The sequence below is a fragment of the Kitasatospora albolonga genome (genome assembly GCA_002082585.1).
Taxonomy (GTDB): Bacteria; Actinomycetota; Actinomycetes; order Streptomycetales; family Streptomycetaceae; genus Streptomyces; species Streptomyces stephensoniae.
The window spans coordinates 591,326-612,233 of sequence record CP020563.1; the positions used below are offsets into that span (position 1 = coordinate 591,326).

Below are 20,908 nucleotides of genomic sequence, written 5' to 3' on the forward strand. Positions count from 1 at the left end.
GGCGCTCGTCGAGCTTCCTCTCGTCCGGGCGCCGGGGCATACCGCGGCTGTGGCCGGTGTCGGGGTCGCCCTCGACCTCTTCGTTGGACTTGTGGTGGTGATGGGACATGGTTACTCCTTTTCCGTACCGTTCGTGCGGATCGTGCAGTGGAGGGAGTCGTCCTTCACATCGGCGACGATCGTGTCGCCGGGCTCGGCCTCGCCGCCGAGGAGCAGGGAGGCGACGCGGTTGTCCAGTTCCGTCTGGATCGTGCGGCGCAGCGGACGGGCCCCGAACGCCGGCTGGTAGCCGTGGGCCACGAGGAGCTTCTTCGCCGCGTCGGTGACCTCCAGCGTCAGCCCCTGCGCGTGGACGCGGCGCTTGCTGCGGTCCAGCAGGTGGTCGACGATCTCGGACAGGTCGTCCTCGGTGAGGCTGTGGAAGACGATGATGTCGTCGATGCGGTTGAGGAACTCGGGCAGGAACCGGCCCCGCAGATCCTCCATCAGCTCGTCCTTGAGCTCGGCGGCGTCGCCCTCGTGGGCGAGGATGCGGTGGGCGCCGATGTTGGACGTCATGATGACGACGCAGTGGCGGAAGTCGACCGTGCGGCCCTGGCCGTCCGTGAGCCGGCCGTCGTCGAGGATCTGGAGCAGCGTGTTGAAGACGTCGGGGTGCGCCTTCTCCACCTCGTCGAAGAGCACCACGCTGTACGGGCGGCGCCGCACCTTCTCCGTCAGCTGGCCGGCCTCCTCGTACCCGACGTATCCGGGCGGGGCGCCGACGAGCCGGGCGACCGTGTGCTTCTCCTGGAACTCGCTCATGTCGAACCGGATCATCCGGTCGTCGTCGCCGAACAGCAGCTCGGCCAGGGTCTTGGCCAGCTCGGTCTTGCCCACGCCGGTGGGCCCGAGGAAGAGGAACGAGCCGACGGGCCGGTCCGGGTCGCCCATGCCCGCGCGGTTGCGGCGTACGGCTTCGGAGACGGCGGTGACGGCCTCGTCCTGGCCGACGATCCGGGCGTGCATCTCCTCCTCCAGCTTGAGGAGTTTCTCCTTCTCGCCCGCGGTGAGCTGGGCGACCGGGATGCCCGTGCGGCGGGAGACGATTCCGGCGATGTCGGCGGCCGTCACGGAGACGACGCCCTCACGGCGTTCCTCGATGCCCGCGAGCTCGCCCTCCACCTCGGCGATCTGCTCCTTGAGCTCCTTGGCCCGCTCGAACTCCTCGGCCGCCGCGGCCTGGTCCTTCTCCCGGCGCAGCTTCGCGAGGCGGTCCTCCCGGCTGACGACCTCGGTGGAGCGGTTCGCGCTGCGCAGCCGTACGCGGGCACCGGCCTGGTCCATCAGGTCGATGGCCTTGTCGGGCAGGAAGCGGTCGGAGATGTAGCGGTCGGACAGCTCGGCCGCCGCCGTCAGGGCCCCGTCGGCGAAGCGGACCTGGTGGTGGGCCTCGTACGCGTCCCGCAGCCCTTCGAGGATCTGTACGGTCTCCTCGACGGTGGGCTCCGGGATCAGGACGGGCTGGAAGCGGCGCTCCAGGGCGGCGTCCTTCTCGATGTGCTTGCGGTACTCGTCGATCGTCGTCGCGCCGACCACATGGAGCTCGCCGCGGGCGAGGGCGGGCTTGAGCATGTTGCCCGCGTCCATCGAGCCCTCGCCGGTCGCACCCGCGCCGACGACGGTGTGGAGTTCGTCGATGAAGAGGATGATCTCGCCCTCGGCCTGCTGGACGTCCTCGATGACCTTCTTCAGCCGTTCCTCGAACTGGCCGCGGTACTGGGCCCCGGCCACCATGCCGGACAGGTCCAGCGAGACGACCCGCTTGTCCTTCAGCGTGTCGGGGACCTCGCCCCCGACGATGCGCTGGGCGAGCCCCTCCACGATGGCGGTCTTCCCGACGCCGGGCTCACCGATGAGCACGGGGTTGTTCTTGGAGCGCCGCGACAGGATCTCGATGGTCTGCTCGATCTCCTCGGCCCGGCCGACCACGGGGTCCAGCCTGCCCGCCCGGGCCTCCTCGGTCAGGTCCCGGCCGAACTCGTCCAGGGTCGTGGCCGGCTGCTGCTTCGCGGAGCCGGGGGCGTTGCCCTGCCCGCGTACCGCCTGATCGGCCATGCCACGCAGCTCGGAGACGTCCAGGTCCTGGGCGCGCAGGAACCGGGAGGCGCCGGAGTCGGCGTCCTTGAGGAGGGCCCCGAGGATGTGCTCGGGCCCGATGTAGGAGACCTCGGCCGCCTGCGACCTGGCGTGGGCGAGGGCGAGGGTCCGCTTGGCGGCGGGGGTGAGACCGGGTTCGGAGGACGGCTCCTCGGACTCCCGGGGCAGCACCTCGGCGATCCTCTCCCCGAGCTTCACGGGATCGACCCCGGCCCGGGCGAGCAGTCTGCGGGTGGGCTCGACCTGGGTCGCGGCCCACAGGAGGTGCTCCGTATCGAGGTCGGACGTACCGTCCTCGACCGCTCTGCGGGCGGCGGCGTCCAGGAGCTCGCGTGCGGGCTCCGTGAGGAGCCGGCCGATGGGTACCCGCTGCACGGCCGGGGGCGATGAGGCGGGCGACATACCGAAGAAACGATTCAGCAGCTCGCTGAACGGGTCGGGCGAACCGGAGGGAGAACCGAATGCCATCGACATGCCAGCTCCTGATGAGCGACGGGAGGGACCCACCCACTCAAACCCGACGCCTCTCGCTCCGCAAACGGTACGGACGGCCACCGCACGGCCACCGCGGCGACGGCACAGTCCCGGACGAGGCGACGGCACAGTCCCGGCCAAGCAGTCGCATGTTCCCTTACGGGTCACCCGAATGCCGCATTCCCCCCGGCGGGAAAGATCGTTGTGCGGGGTGCGATAGCGCAGGAAACGAGGAGCAGATGTACGAAGGAAGCATTCCGCTCGAGGACTTTCTCGACACCATGAACCGGTTGCAGGCCGACTTCGAACGACGCCTTGGAGGCATCGAGAGCAGGACACCGCCCGCACCCCTGGTACACGCTCACACGCAGGAACGTTCCAGCGCATCGGCCTGGGCGCCGGAGGACGGCTACCGCCCGCTCGGGATCGAGGCCATCTGGGCCACGGCCCGCACCTCGCCGGACGAAGGTCCGAACAGCCCGCGGGAACACCCCTCCTCCCGCCGCTGGGGCGCTCCCGCCGACTAGTCAACCCGGGACCGACTGGTCAACCCGGGAAGAAACGTTCATCCCTCCTACCGCCCCAGCCCCCGCTCCCACCCTCCCCCGGCAGGCCACAGGTCAGCGATCAGTGGTCGTCCCAGTGCCCGTCGTGCTCGGAGTGCCGGTGGCCGTCGTGGACGTAGTCCACGTGGTCGCCGTGCGGGACGGCGACATGGCCGCAGTCCTGGCCGTGCTGGTGGTCGTGGCCCTCGTGGACCGCGTGGCCGGACTTCACGCACTCGTCCACATGGTCACCGTGCACACGGTGCAGATGGTCGTCATGGACGTAGTCGACGTGGTCCTCGTGCGGGATCGCGACGTGTCCGCACCCCGGAGCGTGCCGGTGGGCGTGGTCGGAATGGGGGCGGTGCTCCGTGGTGGCGGACATCTGCGCGGCTCCTCTTCGACTGGGGCATGACTGTCCCGGCCGGAGGCCGGGCACGCATACCTCGCGGCTTATAAGCAATTTTATCGCTATTTGCCCAGGAATTCCGAGGGAACCGTGGGGACTGGGTGAAGCACCAGCTCCCCCAGGGCGCGCGGGACCGGCCTGACCGACTGGAGGGGTGCCGGAGAGGGTGAAGGCGATCACCGGGCGCACCGTTCCTCTATCGTGATCACGGCAACTCCCGCGCCCAGAGGAAGCGTTGATACCGGTGACAGCGCACGTGACCGCCCTCCGTCCGCTGCCCGACCTGCTCCGGGAGCACGCCCGGCGCCTCGGCACCAGGACCGCCTTCCAGGACAGCCGTTCCCGGGTGACCTACAGCGAACTGGAGCTGCGGACCGGCCGGTTGGCGGGACATCTCGTCAACCTCGGTCTGCGGCACGGGGAGCGGGCGGCGATCCTCCTGGGCAGCCGGGTGGAAGCCGTCGAGAGCGTCCTCGCAGCCCTCATGGCCCCCACCCTCCTCGTCCGGGCCGGAGGCCACGGCCCTGCACCGGACCTGACGCCGGGGTCCCTGCTCGTACGGCCCCGGGGCTCGTAAGCTCGTACGGCCCCGGGACGGACTCGGGGCCGTACAGCTCTCCGGGTCGTGGCGTCAGGCCATGGGCAGGACCAAACGGAAGTGTGCGCCCTTCAGGACCGGATGGCTGTCGGCACGGGCGTGGAGGGTGAGATCGCCCTCCACCCTCAGGGCGATCTGCCGGGCGCGGAAGAGCCCCCGCCCCCGGCCCTCGCCGCGTGTCGACTTCCGGTCGCGGAAGACGAGGTGCTCACGCCCTTCCGGGAAGCCGATACCGGGGCCGCTGTCCAGCACGTCGACGAGCCAGTCGTCCTCGCCCTGCGGCTCGACCGAGACGGACACGGTGCCGGTGCCGGACCCGTCCAGCGCGTCCGCCGCGTTCGCGAGCAGCTCGTACAGCAGGACCTGGGCGGCGCGTGCGCTGACCCGGGCGACCGCGGCCGGCGGGGTGCGGATGGTCATCGTCCAGTCCGGATGGGCGCTCTCCCACTTCGCTCCCAGGGCGCGGAGCAGCGGAGCGAGGTCGGTCTCCCCGTCGATCTGCGGGGCGCCCGCCAGGAGGTCGTCCGTCTGCTCCGTGAGCCGGAGCCACCGGGGGTCGGCGGGGTCGATGTCCCCGTTCTCCTCCAGCAGGGCGGTGACGTCCTCGTAGTCGGGGCTGAGCGCGTGCCGCCGCAGGTTCCACTCCCAGGCCCGCCGCGTCCGCTCGGCGCCGGAGCCGCTCTCCTCGGGGCGGGCCCGCCACTCGGCGAGGGTGTCGACAAGTCGCTCCCCGGCTGCCGCGCCGAGCACGAGCAGGACGCCGCAGGGGATGAACCGCACCCGCTCCGTGGACGCGTCGGCGGTCAGGCGCAGCCGGGCGAGCTGCGCCAGACCGCCCCTCAGCTCCTCTTCGTCCGGAAGATCCGGAACATCCGGAAGACCCGGAGCACCCGGAGCACCCGGAACATTCGGAAGGCCCTCGGAAGCCCCGTCCTGACTGTCCGGCCGGGCCTCCGCCGCGATCCGCCGCACCGTTGACAGCACGGCGGAGACGGTCACCTCGCCCTCGGGTCCCCCCGCCTCTGGCCCGGAGGACGCCGCTGCCGCCAGCGCGCCCCAGAAGGCGATGCGGGCGACCGGCACCGGTTCCAGGGGGCGCAGCACCGCACGCTCGACCGACGCGGCGAACTCCCGGTCGTGCCGCCAGTCCGCGAGCCACGGCCGGGAGCCGGTCCGCGCGTGCTCCTGGCTCCGGGCGAGGGCCCTGAGGAAGAGCTGGAGCAGCTCCGGGTCCGGCCCCGCCTCGTACGCCACCGCGTCGGCGACGGTCGCCCCGCCGAGACCGGTGAGGTCCACGATCCAGCGGAGCATCGTCCAGCGGGTCGCTTCGCCCGCTCCGAGGTACTCGTCCAGTTGCTCGGGCGTCTCGCCCACGAAGGCCGACAGCGGCCACTGCGGTCCCAGGATGCGCAGCAGCGCGGCGGTCCGTCCGGTCCGCAGGTTGACCAGTTGCAGCAGCGAGCGCAGGTCGAGCACCGCGACCCGGCCGCGACCGGTCCGCCGCACCATGTCGGGGCCCACCGCGACGAACGGGCGGAGCCCCGGGAGTTCCTCGGGGTGCCGGGTCCCGGAGCCTCCGACGAAGAGGTCGACCGAGCCCTGGGGGCGGAAGCGGCGGAGCTGCGGGGAGGCGAAGACCGAGGGGAGGACGGTCAGGAATTCGCCGCCGACCGGATCGAGCTTCCCGTTCCACTGGGGTTCGGGGTGGAGGAAGCCGTCCAGGGCCTGGACGAATTCCGCGGCGATGTCGTGTCCCCCGGTGGGAAGGCCGGAGAAGGCCCGGATCAGTGCCTTGGCCGTGTCGTCGATGTCCAGCCAGGCCCTGAAGGTGTTCGGCCAGCGCCTGCTGGGGTCGAGGTGCCAGTCCAGCACCTGGGCCGGGGTGGTGTCCGCCCAGGCCCAGTAGGGCAGCGGGGGGACCGCCTCCGGGCCTTCGTCCTCCGCCCCCTGTTCGATCATCCGGGCGGCGGCGCGCAGGAACCCCGCCTGGACCAGGGAGTCGAGCCGGTCGTTCCAGGGCGTCTCCCGCCGTTCCTGCGGGACTCGGGCGTACAGTTCCTGCCGCCCCGCCTCGACCGCGAGGAGCAGGTTCTCCTCGATCCCGCCCAGATGCCGGCGCGCCTCGGGAAGGGAACGGCGGCACATCTCGGCCAGCAGGGACCGCTCCAGGCCCGCCGGAACCGGGAAGCCCGCGTCGTTCGCCTGCTGCGCGAGTTCGCTCGCCTTGCGCTGCATGTCCTGGAGCGCCTCCGACCGGCGGTTCTTCAGGAGCCTGCGCCGCAGGGTCCTGATCCGGCGCGTCGCCGGGGACTCCTCCAGCAGGTGGTCGGCCATGCCGAAGTCACCCGTCTCCAGCAGGCTCAGGAAGACGCTCTGCTCGTCGTCGTCGTTGGCCAGTCCGCTGAGTACGGCGTCGACGGCGTCGACCTCCTGCGGGTTCTCCTCGTCGTGCAGGGCGGTCACCAGCCTGCGGAACCGGAAGCGCTCCGGCCATACGCGCAGGATCTCGTCCATCGCGTCGGTCACCGGTGCTCCCTCGACCACTGGGCGAGCGGTCCCAGCCGGTGCAGGACCGCCGACAGGGGATGGCGGTAGGGGTGGGGAAGGGCTTCCGCCTCGCTGGACAGGGCGTTCCAGTGGAGCGCGGTGGCGGCGGCGAATTCGCGCCAGCCGCGTTCGATCCCGGGGGCGGTGCCGTCCCGGTTCTCCTCGTGGTACGTGAGCCTCCTCGCCTCCAGTACGAGACCCTCGATGCGCCGGAAGTACGGGCGCTGCTTGCGCCATTCGACCGGCTGCTCCCCCGCGTCGGACACCAGCCGGTCCATGTGCTCCTGGAGGTCGAGGTGGAACCGGGGGGCGATCTCCGTCCGGACCAGCACATCCCCGCGCGCGGCCCGCTCCACCTGGGTGAGCAGCCCGTCGGCGCCGAACAGGCCGTCGTGGATGGCCAGTCCCGAGTTGAAGCTGAACCGCTGCCGTCGGCGCCGGATCTGGTCCGAGAGCTCGGCGACGGCCTCCCACCGCGCCTCGACCTCCGCTTCGGACGGCGCGCTGCTCAGCTGGGTCTCGAAGAGGTCCAGGGGCAGGGCGTGCCTGGTCCCCCGGGCGTGTACGACGGCGCTCTCGGCGAACTCCCGCCAGACGCGGGGAAGGGTGTCACCGACCGCCTCCACCACCACTTCGCCCTCGCGCCCGTTCCAGAACAGGACCTCCGCCAGGCCGCCGACCGCGCCCACGGCGTTCGCGTGGTCGCTCTCCAGGGTGCTCACCGCGTCCCCCAGTCCGGCGCCCAGCGGCCCCAGCTCGACGGGGACGGCGGCGACGCACAGATGGGACGTCAGCCCGTCGCCGTCGGCGGGCAGGAGACGGCCGATGAGGGATGCCTCCACGAAGCGGTGGCGCCCCCAGGCGTCGCCGACCAGCCACCCCGCCCAGCGGTCGCGCTGTGCGCCGGGAATCCGGTCCCCCAGCCGAAGCAGGGTCGCGGCGCCGCGCCGTATGTCGGTCACGGGAATCCCCTGGTCCTGCCAGACCTCCAGGAGCGTCCAGGGGTCGTCCAGCGCGGACATCACCTCGGTGAGGACCTCGCCGTACCGGGTGCCGGGTGCCTGTCTGACCCGTACCAGCGCTCCGCAGGCCATGGTGACGGCCCCCGTCCGGGCCGCGACGGGTGCGAGGCCCGGTCCGGGGCGGCCGGTCGGGGGTGCCTGGTCCGGGGTCTGCGCCACGCCGAGCAGGGTGGCGACCTCGGTGGCGAAGGCGCCGCTCTGCACCCGGATTCCCAGGTGCCCTCCGGCCTCCGGCCTGCCCGCGGCAGGGGACCGGGTATGGCCCAGGGGTGCGAAGCTGCCGATCTGGACCGTGTCGTCGGCGATGACCACCCGGGCCGGGGCTGCGGTGCGCCGGACGACGAGGCCCGGTCGGTTCGAGCTCGCGAGGGTGGCGAAGGACTTCACGGCGTCGGTGTCGTGGAGGCGGGGATGGGCCACATGGACCCGGGCACCCTCGGCGGCCCGTGTCCGGAGGGCGGTGGCGACCCGTTCGGTGGCCGCCTGGGGCGTGACCCGGTCGTCGGCCAGGACGAGCCGGTCGACGGCCCCGTGCAGTGCCTGCCACAGGAAGTCGTCGTGCTCCCCGCCCGCCACCAGGGTCACACTCGGATCTTCCCGGACCACCGCCCGGACCACGGCGTGCAGCGCCTCACGGTGCTCGCGCCAGCTCTCCAGCCAGATCCGCCGCATCTCCGCGGTTCCGTCGGCGGGCAGGGGCGGCGCCGACACGGGTACGAAGCCGGAGACGGGCGCCGCCCCGTCCTCGGCGTCGGCGTTGAAGTCCTGGCTCCTGGAACGGATCTGCATCGCCTCCTGCCCCGGATACCAGGAGCGCTGGAGCCCCCGCAGGAGATCGGCGATGCACTGGGGGACCGCCGCGCCGTGCTCGGAGGGTTCGACGAGTACGCCGAGGCTCCGGGCCCCCGCCCTGGCCGGGACCTCCAGCAGGCTGTGGGAGGAGACCAGTGCGCGCAGGTTGTCCTGGATCACGACGCAGCCTCCGGTCCTGGCGCTCCGCTGGGAGAGCAGGACCTGGGACTTGTAGCGGTACGCCAGCTCGCTGAAGGCGGAGCGCACCTCCGGAGGGAGGGAGTCGCTGGGGGTCCGCCCCCAGCTGACGACCAGCCGGATTCCGCGGTCCAGCGCCGAACGCAGGTCGCCGAGGAGGGAGTTCAGCGCGGCGTAGTGGATGGTGGGGGTGATGATCACCACCTGGGTGCGGGCCTGGGAGAGCAGTTCACGGAAGGCCCAGAGGTGTCCCTGGGCGTCCTGGACGGTGGTGAGCCGGGCCCGGGCCTGGCGCAGCGCCTCGGTCCTGTCCTGGATCTGCCATGCGGTGGACTCCATCTCCTTCGGCAGATCCTCCTCGGCGCTCCCGGTCTCCGGCAGGCCGGAGACCGCGATCCGGTCGATCGCGTCGTCGAGTCTGCGGAAGAGCGTGGACATCCCGTCCTGGGCCACCAGCACCCGCTCCGCCGAGCCACGGAGCTCCTGGACCAGGGGGAAGTCCGGCCGCTCGTCCCCGAGCGCCGCGAAGTAGTCGTGGATGCGCTCGCCCGCCAGCACGCTCCAGGTGCGGATCTCGGTCTCGTCGAGGAGGACGTTCAGCCGGTCGGTGTCCTCGTCGATCTGGATGCGCGCGCTGACGGTGAGCCAGCGGATGTCGTCGGCGGGGCGGAGCAGGGGGTTCCCGAACCCGACGCTGAGGATGCGGCGCCGGTAGCCCGCCTTCCGGTCCCGGGCCGTCGCGACCTGGACGGCGGCGAGCAGTTCCCCGGGGGGCAGGTCGTGCGCCCTGATGCTCTCGTTGACCGGGGCGCGCAGGGTGCCCTGGGGCGGCGTGCGGGTGCCGTTGTTGTCCGGGAAGAAGCTCCCGGAGATGGGCTCGTACAGATAGTCGCGCGACTCGGTCACGGCACTGGCGTCCTCGAGGGCCGAGTCCGACGCGGCGTTCATGGTCTCGCGCACCGAGTCGCCGAGGTCGAACCTGCCGCTCACCAGGTCCACCGAGAGCAGGCCCCGCCCCCAGAGGGAGGCGACCACGTCCCGGGTGACCCGGTACGGCAGGACGAACAGCCTGGCCAGGTCCTCTACCGTGGTGACCTCGGCCGCGACGGCCTTCATCACCAGGTCCTCCAGAACGCTCCTGCCGTTCTCGGGACAGACCACCACCTTGAGGGTCAGCCGTCGGCAGGGCAGCGCTATCTGGACCAGGTGCCTGCTCATCCGATCACCTCGGCGGCCGGCACCACGACGCCGAACTCGTCGATGACATCGGCGATCTGGCACCAGTCCTTGCCGCCGTGCGCCACGAAGTGCTGCCGGTCCCCCACGATGACCAGGAGCCGTTTGGCGCGGGACAGCAGGACGTTGATCAGTTCGGGCTGGCTGACATGGCCGACCCGGTGGGTGTTGGCCGGGCGGGCGACCAGGGACTCGGGCCCGGCGGTGGAGCCCGGTCCGCTCCGTACCAGGGAGACGATCACCCGGTCGGCCTCCGCTCCCTGGAAGGAGTGGATCGTGTGCTGACGGCCCGCCAGGACGGATCTCGCGCCGAGCAGGTCGAGTTGGGCCCGGTAGGGGGTGAGGACCACGAGGCTGTTGTCGTCCTTGAGGTCCTTGGGCGGCACCGACACCGGCCTGAGGTCCTGCACCACCCGTTCCACCAGGTCGACCTCACCGGTGTTGTACCACTGCGGCTGCTCCACGAAGCCCTCGCAGCCGGCCGTGTCGATCCACACCAGGGGGCGGTCCAGCAGATAGTCGGGGCCGGTGAGGCCGTGGGGCGCCACCTTGGTGGTCGTGAGGAAGCTCAGCGGCAGCCCGGCGGCGTCGACCTTGCGGGGCACCACCGGATAGAAGGTACGGCTGACGGGTTCGGCGATGCTCTTGACCATACGGAACTGCTGCTCCAGCCGTCCCACCGCCGAATCGGCGGCCGTGTAGGTGGAGGAGCTCTTCCCTTCGAAGAAGTGCTCGAACATTCTCAGCACCTTGAGATGGGACTCCTGGTTCTCGTGCTCCGTTCTGGCCGGAGTGTCCTGGTGCTCGGCCAGGGAGCCGAGGAAGGCGCGGAACGCCTCCTGGCGGTGCGGGCCGAGCTGCTGGTGGTCGCCGATGAGCGTCCAGCGGACGCCGAGGACCAGGGGGACCACGATCTCCGTGGGCCATGCCTTGGCGGCCTCCTCGACGATCACCCAGTCGAACAGGTCCTTGGGGTTCCACCGGCCCTCGTTGACGGTCGCCGCGATGTTGCAGGTGGCCAGGGTGACGCTGGCCCCGGCCCGTACGCGCTCGGTCAGGTCCACCAGATCGGAGCCGACGTGCTCCAGCCACTCCTCGGCGAGCTTGCGCAACGTCCCGGTCAGCGGGGGCAGATCCTCCAGGGCGATCCCGCGCTTACGGGCCCGTTCCAGCGTCTCCGTGCTGTACGGACGGTCGTGGTACGGCGCCTCCTCCTCGCTCCCCCGTGCCAGCCTCGCGCCCAGAACCTCGGTGACCGTGTCGGCGACGTCCGCCGTGAGGTTCTGGAGGGTGTGCCTCCTGACCACTTCGTCGGTGACCTTCGAGTCGTCCCCGAGCGAGGTCTCGCGGAGAATGAGCGAGTTCGGTCCCTGACCGTCGATCAGCTTCCGGGCCAGCCCGTCGAGGGTGTGGTTCGACTGGGAGCTGACCAGGATGCGCGCGCCCTTCTCCGCCTCCAGGTTCTTCTTGATCGCCGCGGCGGTCAGCGTCGACTTCCCCGAGCCCGGCGGCCCCTGGAGGGCGTAGAAGGGATGCGTGCCCAGCATGGTCTCCATGATCTTCCGGGACTCCAGGCTGAGCTTGCTCTCCTCGGGCACGGTCTGCTCGAGCCAGCGCCCCCTCCCGAGGTCGAAGGAGCGCGGGTCGCGCAGGGCCTCGACCAGCATCGGCTGGGCCTTGAGCAGGGCGAGCGCACGCTCCTGGCGGTCGAGCTGCGGTGTGGTGCCGCCGTCCCCGTGGGGCCGGACCCAGCCTCGCTCGGGGACCTCCGCGCCGACGGGGACCTGCACGCGGACCGCGTTCTCGTTGACCCACCGCAGGAGGCCGGCCGTCACCGTCGAGCTCCGGCTGAAGTAGGGATACCGCCCGGATCTGGGGACGAGGTCCACCTGGCCGAAGCCCTTGTCGCTGTCGAGGAGCTGGAAGAAGTCCCCGAACGGGGGCCTGCGGCGGGGGTCCCCCGCGTAGGCGGTCAGCAGCCAGTCCCTGTGCCTGCGGTCGTCGTCCGCCTCGGTGTCGAGTTCGATGACCACCTGACCGCGCGCGCCGGACCCGACCCGGCGGAAGGCGTAGCAGCGGGCGTCGACCCCGGCGCGCTGGTAGTCGAGGAGGAACTGGAGCGAGCGGAGGTACATCGCGTTGGGGCCGTCGGAGCCCAGGTGGTCCCGGACCGCCTCCTCCAGGTCGGTCCACTTGGGGCGGCCGGTGAGCACTCCGCTCAGGTCCTGCCCCGGCCGGAAGGGCACCAGCTGGACGCTCTCCACCTTGCGGCGCCGTTTGGCATAGACGAGCTCCCGGGTGATGTCCTTCTCCCGCAGGTACTTGATCACCAGGACCTCGTGGTGGAGCGTCCGTTCACTGGTCATCGGCTTGTACTCGCGAAGGACGGCGCAGAACCACACGGCCCGCTCGCCGACCAGCACCCACTCGGCCTCCTGCAGGCGGTCCGCCGGGCCGTTGGCATAGCCGAGCGCGCCGTTCGGGGCGTGGACCAGCTCGGCCGACGCGAGCTCCTTCTCCAGGAACGCCTTCAGCTCCTCCCGGCCCGCCGTGCCGGTCGGACTGTGCTGAATCCACCGCCTCTCCTGGTAGAGCATCTCGCACTCCTCGGGCATGAACGCCACCAGGCGCGGTGCCGTCTCCTCCTCGGCGATCCAGTGCGCCCGGATCGTCTCCCAGTGCGTCTCCAGGTGCTTCGCCGCCTCGAAGGAGGTGAACCGCGACTGCGGAAAGGGGTCGAGCATCCGCCGCAGGGTGTGGACGAGGGCCTCGGGCAGGCCGGAGGAGCCCAGGTGCTGGGCCATCGCCCCGTGCAGATGGCGCAGGGCCGTCGTGCGCTGCGGCCCGCGGGCCGCCTCCAGATCGGCGTACGGGCCGGGCAGGACCGTGGAGATCTGTCCGCAGAACCACTCCCAGGCGATCACGCCGAGCCCGAAGACATCCGTGGTGACCCAGTCGCGACGGGCGCTGGCCCTCTCCTCGAAGAGGTAGGCGTGCAACTCCGGTGCCAGATAGGCGTGGTGGCGGGCCTGCGCCACCCCCGGCGGCGGCATCGTGTAGAACTGGCGTGCGCCGCCCGCCGCGTCCCCGGCGTCTCCCGCGCCCACGTTCCGGATCACGTTGCCGATCAGGGTGCTCATCTCGAAGCGGGAGAGAGTGATGGCCACGTTGTCGGGGTCGTCGAGGTCGAGCGGCTGGACGTTGAGGGCGGCGGCGGTGAGGTTGCGGTGGATGATCCCCGCACCGTGCAGCTCGCTGAGGGCGTCGAGCAGCAGACTGAAGTGTTCGAGCGCCTTGAGCGGCGCGTTCCGGGCCCAGGTGATGCTGTCGTCGATGGTGATCGGCCGGCCGCGCTCCCGTGTGAGGGTGAAGGCGACCCTCTCGGCGGGGACGAACTTGCCCATGACGATCCGCGGGAGCGCGGGGTGGTTGAGGGCCCCCACGCGGAGCAGGTTGCGGGCGGCGTGCTCCCAGAGCTCCCCGGCGAACTTGTGGATGTCGCAGAAGACGGTCAGCTGGAAGAGGTCGTGGCGTACGTCCTCGCCGTCGGGCTGGAGTGTCGCGCGCACCAGCCGGTCGGTGACCACGACGACCGGGTCACCGACACAGCTGTAACCGCCGAACGGAGCGCCGTCCCGGCAGAAGAGCCGGTCGATGAGGTCTCTGTGCTCGTCAAGACGTGCCATGGTCACCGATTCATTCTGGCCGGAGTTGTGGGGGCTTGTCAGCTCAACCTCCGGAGAGGGGAACGGGGTTGAGCGTGAGAAGACCGGGGCCGGGCGTGTGGAGCCCGGGGTTGAGCGTGAGGACGAGGACGCCTTCCTGGGTACCCACCGCCAGTGCGCCGTCCCCGGCGTCGGCCAGGGCCCGGGGCCGTACCCCCAGCCGGACGGTGTGCAGCAGCCGCAGCCCCGCCGGGGCCCACAGGTCGAGCGCGCCGTCCGAGCCGCCGGAGACGAGAACGCGCCGCATGCCGCCGGTGCCCCCGGCCACGGCGAGCGCCTGGACCTGTCCGGCCGTTCCTCCTCGCGCCCGGGGGAAGCGGCGGGCGGTCGCCGGGTCGAACAGCTGGATCTCGGTGCCGTTGCGGCAGGCGATGGCGAACCCGGCGCTCCGGCTCCGGCGCGACAGGGCCGCCATCGCGGTGAAGGGGCCCGGGAGTCCGGTGTCGGTCCGGGAGCGCGGTCGGCCGTCGCGGGGATCGTAGAGGCAGAGCTCACCGGAGTCCGTCAGAGCGGCGAGGAGATCCGTCCCGTCCGGCTCCGGGGCAGCCGCCACCAGCCGGAATCCCGGACCCTCCCCGTAGGGCGAGCCGGGCGGGCGGATCTCCCGGACGTCCTCGACGCCGAGGACGTCGTACACCCGGATGCGGCCGTCCTCGCCCACATCGGCCAGGAACTCCTCGCCCCGGGTGCCCCTGACCGCCGTCATGGCGACCTCGCCGCCGCCCCGGACCCCGGGGAACCCGGAGCGGCGGCGCCCGTCGTGCAGGTCGCGCCAGACGATCCCCTCGCCGGTGCCGGCCGCGAGGACGGGGCGCCCGCCCGGTACCGCCATCCGGGCCAGCGTCCTGACCTGCCCCGGCCCCGAGTCGCCGGTCCTCGGCGCGTACGGTCCCCGGACATCCCAGAGCCGGACGCTGCGGTCCTGGCCCGCCGTGGCGAGCAGGACCGCGCCCTCCGGCCCGGCCACGCCGGTCACCGCGTTCACCGGGCCCCTGTGCCCGGTCAGCCGGAGGAGCTCCGACCGGTCGGGGAAGAGGTTCCAGATCCGCAGCGTCCCGTCCTTCCCGCCGCTGGCGAGGAGGGTCACCGCACCCGGCCCCGTGACGGGGACGACCGCGTTCACCGCGCCTTCGTGGCCGGTGAGCGGATCGCCCGCGGGCGTGCCGGACTCCGGGTCCCACAGCGTTACGTTCCCGTCCTCGCCCGCCGTGGCCACCAGCGGCTCGCCCTCCGGGCCGACGAGGGCCGCGACCCCGTGGACGGTGACCGGGTCCGCCTGCCAGGACCGCACCGGGTGCCGCCGCCCGCGCCGCCAGACCATCACGCACCCCCCGGCGTCCACCGAGACCAGCCGTTCGGAATCCGCGTCCGGCCCCGCGCGGTAGACCGCCATGCCCTGCACCGGCCCCTGGTGCCCGATGCCGGGGCGGTGCACCGCCTCCCCGGTCCCCGGGTCGACCCACCCGATCCGGCCCTGCCCGTCGCCGATCGCCAGAACCCCGCCGAGCGGGGCCATGGCGGTGGCCCGGCCGGTGGCGAGCGGGACCGGGCCCGGGAGCAGCTCGCCGGTCCCCGGGTCCCAGCGGTGCAGTACGCCGTCCTCCCCGGCGGCGGCCAGGAGGTCCTGGCACCCCTCCGGTCCGAGGGCGGCCAGCGCCGACTGCACCGCGGAGGTCCCGGCCGCCCTGAGCGGCGGGAGGGCCTCCCGTCCCGTACCGAGGTCCCACGCCCGGACCAGACCCGCGTCGCCCGCGGCGACGACCAGTCGGCGTCCGGAGGCCCCGTACAGCGGAACGACCGAGCGCATCGGGTGGCGCAGCCGCGCGAGGACGACATGGGGGACGTGCGAGGGCATCGCCGCCCACCGGACGGACCAGGCGTCCGTCGAACGGGCGGGCGGCTGGGGGGCCGTACGGGCGGCGGGTGGTCCGGGAGACGCGGCGCCGGAGGGTCCGGGGGCCGCGATGCCGGGGGATTCGGGGGACGCGGCGCCGGAGGGCTCGGGGCCCGCGACGCGGAAGAGGTCGGGAGACGCGGCATCGGAAGGCTCGAAGGACGCGGCACCTGGGGGCTCGGAGGGCGCGACACCGGAAGGCCCGGGAACCGCGACACCGCAGGACCCGGCGTCCGCGACGCCGGACAGCCTCGGGGCCGTACGGACAGCGGGAGATTCGGAAGGCGCGGCGCCGCAGGACCCGGCGTCCGCAACGCCGGGCAGCCCCGGGACCGTACGAACAGCGGGAGATTCGGAAGACGCAGCCCCGCAAGAGCCGGGCTCCACGGCACCGGGCAGCCCCGGGACCGTACGGACAACGGGAGATTCGGAAGACCCGGCGTCCGCGACGCCAGGCAGCCCGGCAGTCGCAGCACCGGGGTGCCCGGGAACCGCGGCGCCGGAAGGCCCGGGCAGCGGCCCCTCGGTGACGGTTCCGCCCATGCCGAGCTCCCGCAGGCCGCGCCGGTCGGCGCCGGTGCCGAGCAGGGCGAGGTGGGCCGTGGCCAGGGTGCCCGCCACGGCCGGCGGGAGCGAGCCCAGCCGTACGCCGAACCGCAGCACCGCCCCCGCCACGGCCGCCGGATCGAGGAGGTCGAGCACGCCGGGGCTCGCGGCGAGCGCCTCCCAGCCCCGGGCGCCACCGGCGGCGGCGTGGTCGGCGAGGTGGCGGATCAGATAGGGGTGGGGCCGCCAGGAGGCGATGTCCTCCCCCTCCGCGGCGGCCGTCAGCCGCACGAGCGCCTCGGTGACCTCGGCGTGGGCGGTCGCGGGCTCGTGCGGAGCGGGTCCGTCGAGGAGGACCTCCCGGAAGGCGCCGTGCGCCAGCCGGTACACGGCCTGGCCGTCCTCGGCGTCCAGCATGATGTACGGGCCCGCGGCGACGGCCACGTCCGCGAGGAGCCGGGCGTCCACCGGTGCCCCGCCGAGCGCGGAGGCCACCGTCGCCCAGATCCGCTCCGCCCGGGGAAGCCCCCGCCCCTGGGCGAAGGCCAGGGCGCGCAGCACCGCACGGCTCCCGGGGAGCACGCCTTCCAGCCGGTCGACGACCGCGCCGAAGAGCGAGCGGTGGTCCCGGCCGACGAGTTCGGCGAGTCCGTGGCGGTGCTCCTCCTCCAGCAGCTCCGGCCGGGCGATGATCTCGTGGACCACCAGGACGGTGTGCAGGAAGTCCCGTTCGCTGCCGGACACCGGGGTCTGCGCGCCGATCAGGGCCGCCGTACGGGCCACCGCCTCGCCGAGGTCCACCCCGGTCCCGGCGAAGCCCGGCCGCTCGGACAGGAGGCGGTGGCGGACGAACTCCGCGAGGTCCTGCGGGTCCCGGGCCAGCCGGTGCACCGTCACCCCGGCCTCCCCGCGGCCCAGGGCGTCGAGGAGGTCCTCGACCGGTGACGGCGGGCGGTCGAGCCCGTCCGTGGCGGAGGGCCGGGTGCCGACGACGACGCGGATGCCCGGCCGGGCCGCCAGTTCCCGCAGCAGGTACGCCATGCGCCCCGGGTCCACGGCCGCGTCCAGGGCGTCGACGACCATGGTCGTCCGGCGTTCCGGGGCGCGGTCGATGCGGTCGATCCGCTCCAGGAGGTCCTCGACGCGGGGGTCGTCGCTGACCGTCCAGGCCGGGATCTCCGTACCGAACTGCCCGGCCAGGCTGTCGACCACCTGGGACATCGAGGCTCCGGTCAGGTTCAGGGCCACGTCGGCCCCCGGCTCCCCCGCCGGGCCCCGGCGCAGCAGGTCGGCGAGGAACGCGGACTTCCCGCAGCCGGGCGGCCCGCTGACCGCCAGCAGACCGTGCTCGTGCTCCTCCAGCCACCGGGTCACCGCCGTGCGGTCGGCCGCCCGGCCGACGAAGAACCGGGAGAGCTCGCCGCCGGGCGCGCTCAGCCCGGAGGCGGGCGGGCCGGTCGACGGCCCCGCCTGCGGACCGGTGGGCGCGGTGGTCCCGGCCGCGCCCGGCCGGGACAGATCGTCGAGCGTCATGGTCACCGGCGGTACGGGGGGTGACGTCCGCACCAGCCGTGCTCCCCCGATCCCCTTCGCGAGGACGCTCCCCGGCAGCAGCAGGTCCTCGATGCGCTGCCCCAGGTCCCGCAGGCCGATGTAGGAGTCATTGCCGTTCAGGTCGTCGATCACCTTGGCCAGGACCGCGCGGAACGCCGCGAGATAGCCCTTGCCCTGCCGCGCCCCGGAGCCGATGAGCAGAATCCGCTCCGCGGCGCCCCGGCGCAGCAGTTCCGCCTGGAGGAGGTCGACGAAGAGCGCGGCGCCGCACGCCTCCACCACCACGACGACCCAGTACGGGTCGTCCGTCCGGAACCGGTCGACCAGATACCGCGCCATGGCCGCCGGGGTGAGCTCGTCGTCGCGGTCGTTGGTCTCGTCGCCCCGCACGACCAGATACGCCTCCTGGTCGTTGCTGTTGCCGTGTCCCACCCACAGCAGGACGGAGTTGCGCGGGTCGTCCTGCCGGGACCACGAGCCCAGCCGTGCGCTGACCGCCGAGAGCGTCCGCCTCGGTGTCTCCCAGGGGACCGGTTCCCCTCCCCAGGGTTCGAGGAGTTTCGCGATGGCCTCGACCTCGGCGGTCGCCTCGATGTCCGCGCAGTCGACGGAGTCGACGTAGGTGTCCATCGGCAGCCCGACTATGTCGAAGCCCTGGCCCGGGCCGGTCACACCACCATGACCAGTCGGGTGACGGGGTCGCCGCCGCTGCCGGCCCCGATCCGGTAGAGGCCGGGCGACGGGAGCGTTGCCCGGGCGCGCCACAGGTCCTCCTCGCCCCGGACCCGTTCCATGCGGGAGCCCATCACCCTCGCGCGCGGTTCGGGGGCGTAGGGGTCCTCGACGGTGAAGGTGACGTCCCTGTGCCGCCGGGTGCGCGCCAGGATCTCGAAGGGCTCACCGGCACCGACCGTGTCGGGGACCTCCAGGCCCAGATCGCCCCCGGCCAGGTGCGCCCCGCTGTGGGCCGCGCCGGTGAGCATGCCGCAGGCGACGTCGATGACGGAGCCGGTCCTCGGCAGCGCCGTGTGCTGCTGTGCCACCGGGATCGCCGTCACGTCCCCGTGCGAGGCGGCGTGGCGGAAGACCGTGCCGTCCCCTCCATGGTCCGTCGTGACCGGGGCACCGCTCACCGGGTCGCGGACCAGGGCGCCGTCGCTGTGCCGGGTGAAGCCGACGCGGAGGAACTCGGCCTCGCCCGCGCTGATCCGCAGGGACTGGAGGGTCCGCTGCGCGGTGCCCTGGACGATCCGGTGGCCCGGGAGCACCGCGGTCCGCAGCCGGGCGTGCAGATCGAACGACCGCTGTGCCAGCTCGCGGTCCCCGCCGAGCGACTCCACGGCGGCCGCGTCAAGGGGGACCACGTCGTCGCCCACGACCAGGCAGCGGTAGCTCGGCAGCAGGTCGTGGATGCCCGGGAGGGTCCGGGCGAGCCGCCGGAGGTTCTTCCGGGGCAGGCCGGGCAGCCCGCGCCCCGCGCTGAGCACCTGAACCGCCTTGACCGCTCCGTGGAACGGGGACCCCAGGGTGAGGACGGCGCGCACGTCCGCCATCGCCCCGGGGATGAGCGAGGCGGCGGCGGCCACCAGCCCGCCCATGGAGTGGGCGATGAGCACCATTCCCGGGGGCCTTCCGTCCGGCACGAACGGCCGCGCGGCCTTGGACTCCTTGTGCTCGCGCCAGAAGGCCAGATGGCGTTCGATCTTCTCGGCCAGCCGTCCGGCGTTGTACTCCGTCGGCAGCCGCCAGTCGTACCCGAACTCCGCGATGGCGTCGGGGTGGACGACCACGGTGCGCAGCCTCTTCAGCAGCCGGTCGTAGGGTTCCACACCGCCCAGGAGGGGTGCCCAGGAAGGGGTTCTGATGATGCCCTTGGGCACGATCCGCCCGAACCGGCCCTCGCGTTCCGCCGGGCTGAGGGCGAGGGCGTCCATCCCGCCCTCCAGATCCCACCGGCCCGCGTACTCGGCGGCTTTGCGCATTCCCCAGAGCTCTTTGCCGGTGGCGGCTTCGGCCAGCCGGGTTCCCATGATCCCCGGGATGACGAGAACTGCGTCGTGCGTGGCATCGGAACGGACGAACGGTAAACCGATACCGTCGGGCGGCTTCATGCGCCGACTATACTCACGACGCACCTCCGCAAGGGAGTTGTCGGATCAGCACGGGAGTCTGCCGGAGATCTTCGAGACGGACCGGCCTTCCGGCCGCCGCCTCCCCCGGCACCGGCCCGGGCACGGGGGAACGGGGGCGGCGGCGTGTGGGGTGCCATGGTCCGGGACGAGCGGTGGATGCTGGCGCTTGTTTGCGTCTGCTATCTGACGGTGGTTTACATCACCAGCAGGGGGCTGATCGCGGCTCCGCGCTTCCGGCTGCTCGAGACCCGCATACGGGACTGCCGCACCCGGGCCGCCGTGCTGGCGGGCACGGAGCCCGGGGATTCCGGGAGGGCCGCGTCACTGGGGGCCCTGAGCAGTCGGCTGGACGAGCTGGAGCTGGGCAGGACGGTGGTCTGGCGGCTGGTCCGGGGTTCCTGGGTGGTCGCCATTCCGCTGTCCAAGCTGGCGGCGGCCTGGCGGGCCCTGCACAGCGCGGAACGACGGCTGCTCCAGCTGGAGACGCCGGTGGAACGCGCCGCGTCGCTCGAGTCGGCCCGCCTCGCGCTGCTCGCCGCCCAGCGCCCCGGTGACGCCGATCTCGCCGCACGGCTGGCGGCGCACCCGCCGGAATCCCCGCAGACCCAGGCGCTCCTTCTGGCCGTGACCGAACTGCTGCACCAGCGTGAGGACAGCGAGGCGGAGCACGAGTACGAGCAGCAGCGCATCGCCCTGTGGCTGGCGCTGACCGGCCTCGGCGCGCTCCTGCTGGTCGGGCTGGCGCTGGGCCATACGACCACGATGCTGCTGGGGGCGCTCGGCGGCTTCCTCTCCCCCGTCGTCGGCGTGATGCGCTCGCAACGGCACTCGTCCTGGGGCGTCCTGGTCCTCGCGCCTGTCGGCGGGGCGCTGGCCGCCACCGGGGGCCTGCTCCTGATCCGGATGCTGGCCGACCCCCAACTCGGCGTCCTCGGCGAGGTCTTCCTGGAGAACTCCTGGAACGCGCCCGACCGGCCGGTGGCCATGGCGACCGCGCTGCTCTTCGGCTTCTCCGGGAACCTGTTCTCCCGCCTGGCCCTGACGGCGACCGGCCAGATCGCCACCCCGCCCGACCCGGCCCAGCCCCAGTAGGCCGC

General features: G+C 72.7%; 9 protein-coding genes. 3 read left to right on the forward strand and 6 right to left on the reverse strand.

Annotated features, from left to right (window positions below):
- Positions 1-111: 111 nt before the first annotated feature.
- Positions 112-2,613: a Clp protease gene (locus B7C62_02485; protein ARF71246.1), complete on the reverse strand. Its 2,502-nt coding sequence runs from the start codon at positions 2,611-2,613 to the stop codon at positions 112-114.
- Positions 2,614-2,852: 239 nt separating this feature from the next.
- On the opposite strand from B7C62_02485, the gene B7C62_02490 reads away from it, so the two are divergent.
- On the forward strand, positions 2,853-3,140 hold the full coding sequence (locus tag B7C62_02490) for a hypothetical protein (GenBank protein ID ARF71247.1): 288 nt from the start codon (positions 2,853-2,855) through the stop codon (positions 3,138-3,140).
- Between the two features lie 100 nt (positions 3,141-3,240).
- Here B7C62_02490 and B7C62_02495 read toward each other — a convergent pair whose 3' ends face one another.
- On the reverse strand, positions 3,241-3,543 hold the full coding sequence (locus B7C62_02495) for a hypothetical protein (protein ARF71248.1): 303 nt from the start codon (positions 3,541-3,543) through the stop codon (positions 3,241-3,243).
- 259 nt (positions 3,544-3,802) lie between these two features.
- On the opposite strand from B7C62_02495, the gene B7C62_02500 reads away from it, so the two are divergent.
- Positions 3,803-4,144 (forward strand): hypothetical protein, encoded by a 342-nt coding sequence (locus tag B7C62_02500; GenBank protein ID ARF71249.1) that lies wholly within the window; start codon positions 3,803-3,805, stop codon positions 4,142-4,144.
- 54 nt (positions 4,145-4,198) lie between these two features.
- On the opposite strand, the gene B7C62_02505 is transcribed toward B7C62_02500, so the two are convergent.
- From B7C62_02505 to B7C62_02520, 4 genes are all read right to left on the reverse strand, one after another.
- Positions 4,199-6,949 (reverse strand): hypothetical protein, encoded by a 2,751-nt coding sequence (locus B7C62_02505; GenBank protein ARF71250.1) that lies wholly within the window; start codon positions 6,947-6,949, stop codon positions 4,199-4,201.
- A 2,989-nt stretch (positions 6,950-9,938) separates the two neighbouring features.
- Positions 9,939-13,646 (reverse strand): hypothetical protein, encoded by a 3,708-nt coding sequence (locus B7C62_02510; GenBank protein ID ARF71251.1) that lies wholly within the window; start codon positions 13,644-13,646, stop codon positions 9,939-9,941.
- Positions 13,647-13,689: 43 nt separating this feature from the next.
- Complete coding sequence (locus B7C62_02515) at positions 13,690-18,351, reverse strand: hypothetical protein (GenBank protein ARF71252.1); 4,662 nt, start codon at positions 18,349-18,351, stop codon at positions 13,690-13,692.
- The gene (locus B7C62_02520; GenBank protein ID ARF71253.1) at positions 18,348-19,790 is read right to left on the reverse strand and encodes a hypothetical protein; all 1,443 of its coding nucleotides are present in this window, start codon (positions 19,788-19,790) and stop codon (positions 18,348-18,350) included. Before B7C62_02520 ends, B7C62_02515 begins: the two co-directional genes overlap by 4 nt.
- Positions 19,791-19,946: 156 nt before the next feature.
- Here B7C62_02520 and B7C62_02525 point away from each other — a divergent pair, with 156 nt between their 5' ends.
- A complete protein-coding gene (locus tag B7C62_02525; protein ARF71254.1) occupies positions 19,947-20,903 on the forward strand; it encodes a hypothetical protein in 957 nt (318 codons plus the stop codon).
- Positions 20,904-20,908 lie beyond the last annotated feature (5 nt).

Bases quoted from the DNA above. Each gene is read 5' to 3' on its own strand.
- B7C62_02490 (ARF71247.1), top strand. From the start codon at position 2,853: ATGTACGAAGGAAGCATTCCGCTCGAGGACTTTCTCGACACCATGAAC.
- B7C62_02495 (ARF71248.1), bottom strand. From the start codon at position 3,543: ATGTCCGCCACCACGGAGCACCGCCCCCATTCCGACCACGCCCACCGG.
- B7C62_02525 (ARF71254.1), top strand. From the start codon at position 19,947: ATGGTCCGGGACGAGCGGTGGATGCTGGCGCTTGTTTGCGTCTGCTAT.
- B7C62_02520 (ARF71253.1), bottom strand. From the start codon at position 19,790: ATGAAGCCGCCCGACGGTATCGGTTTACCGTTCGTCCGTTCCGATGCC.
- B7C62_02505 (ARF71250.1), bottom strand. From the start codon at position 6,949: ATGGCGCAAGCAGCGCCCGTACTTCCGGCGCATCGAGGGTCTCGTACT.
- B7C62_02485 (ARF71246.1), bottom strand. From the start codon at position 2,613: ATGTCGATGGCATTCGGTTCTCCCTCCGGTTCGCCCGACCCGTTCAGC.
- B7C62_02510 (ARF71251.1), bottom strand. From the start codon at position 13,646: ATGGCACGTCTTGACGAGCACAGAGACCTCATCGACCGGCTCTTCTGC.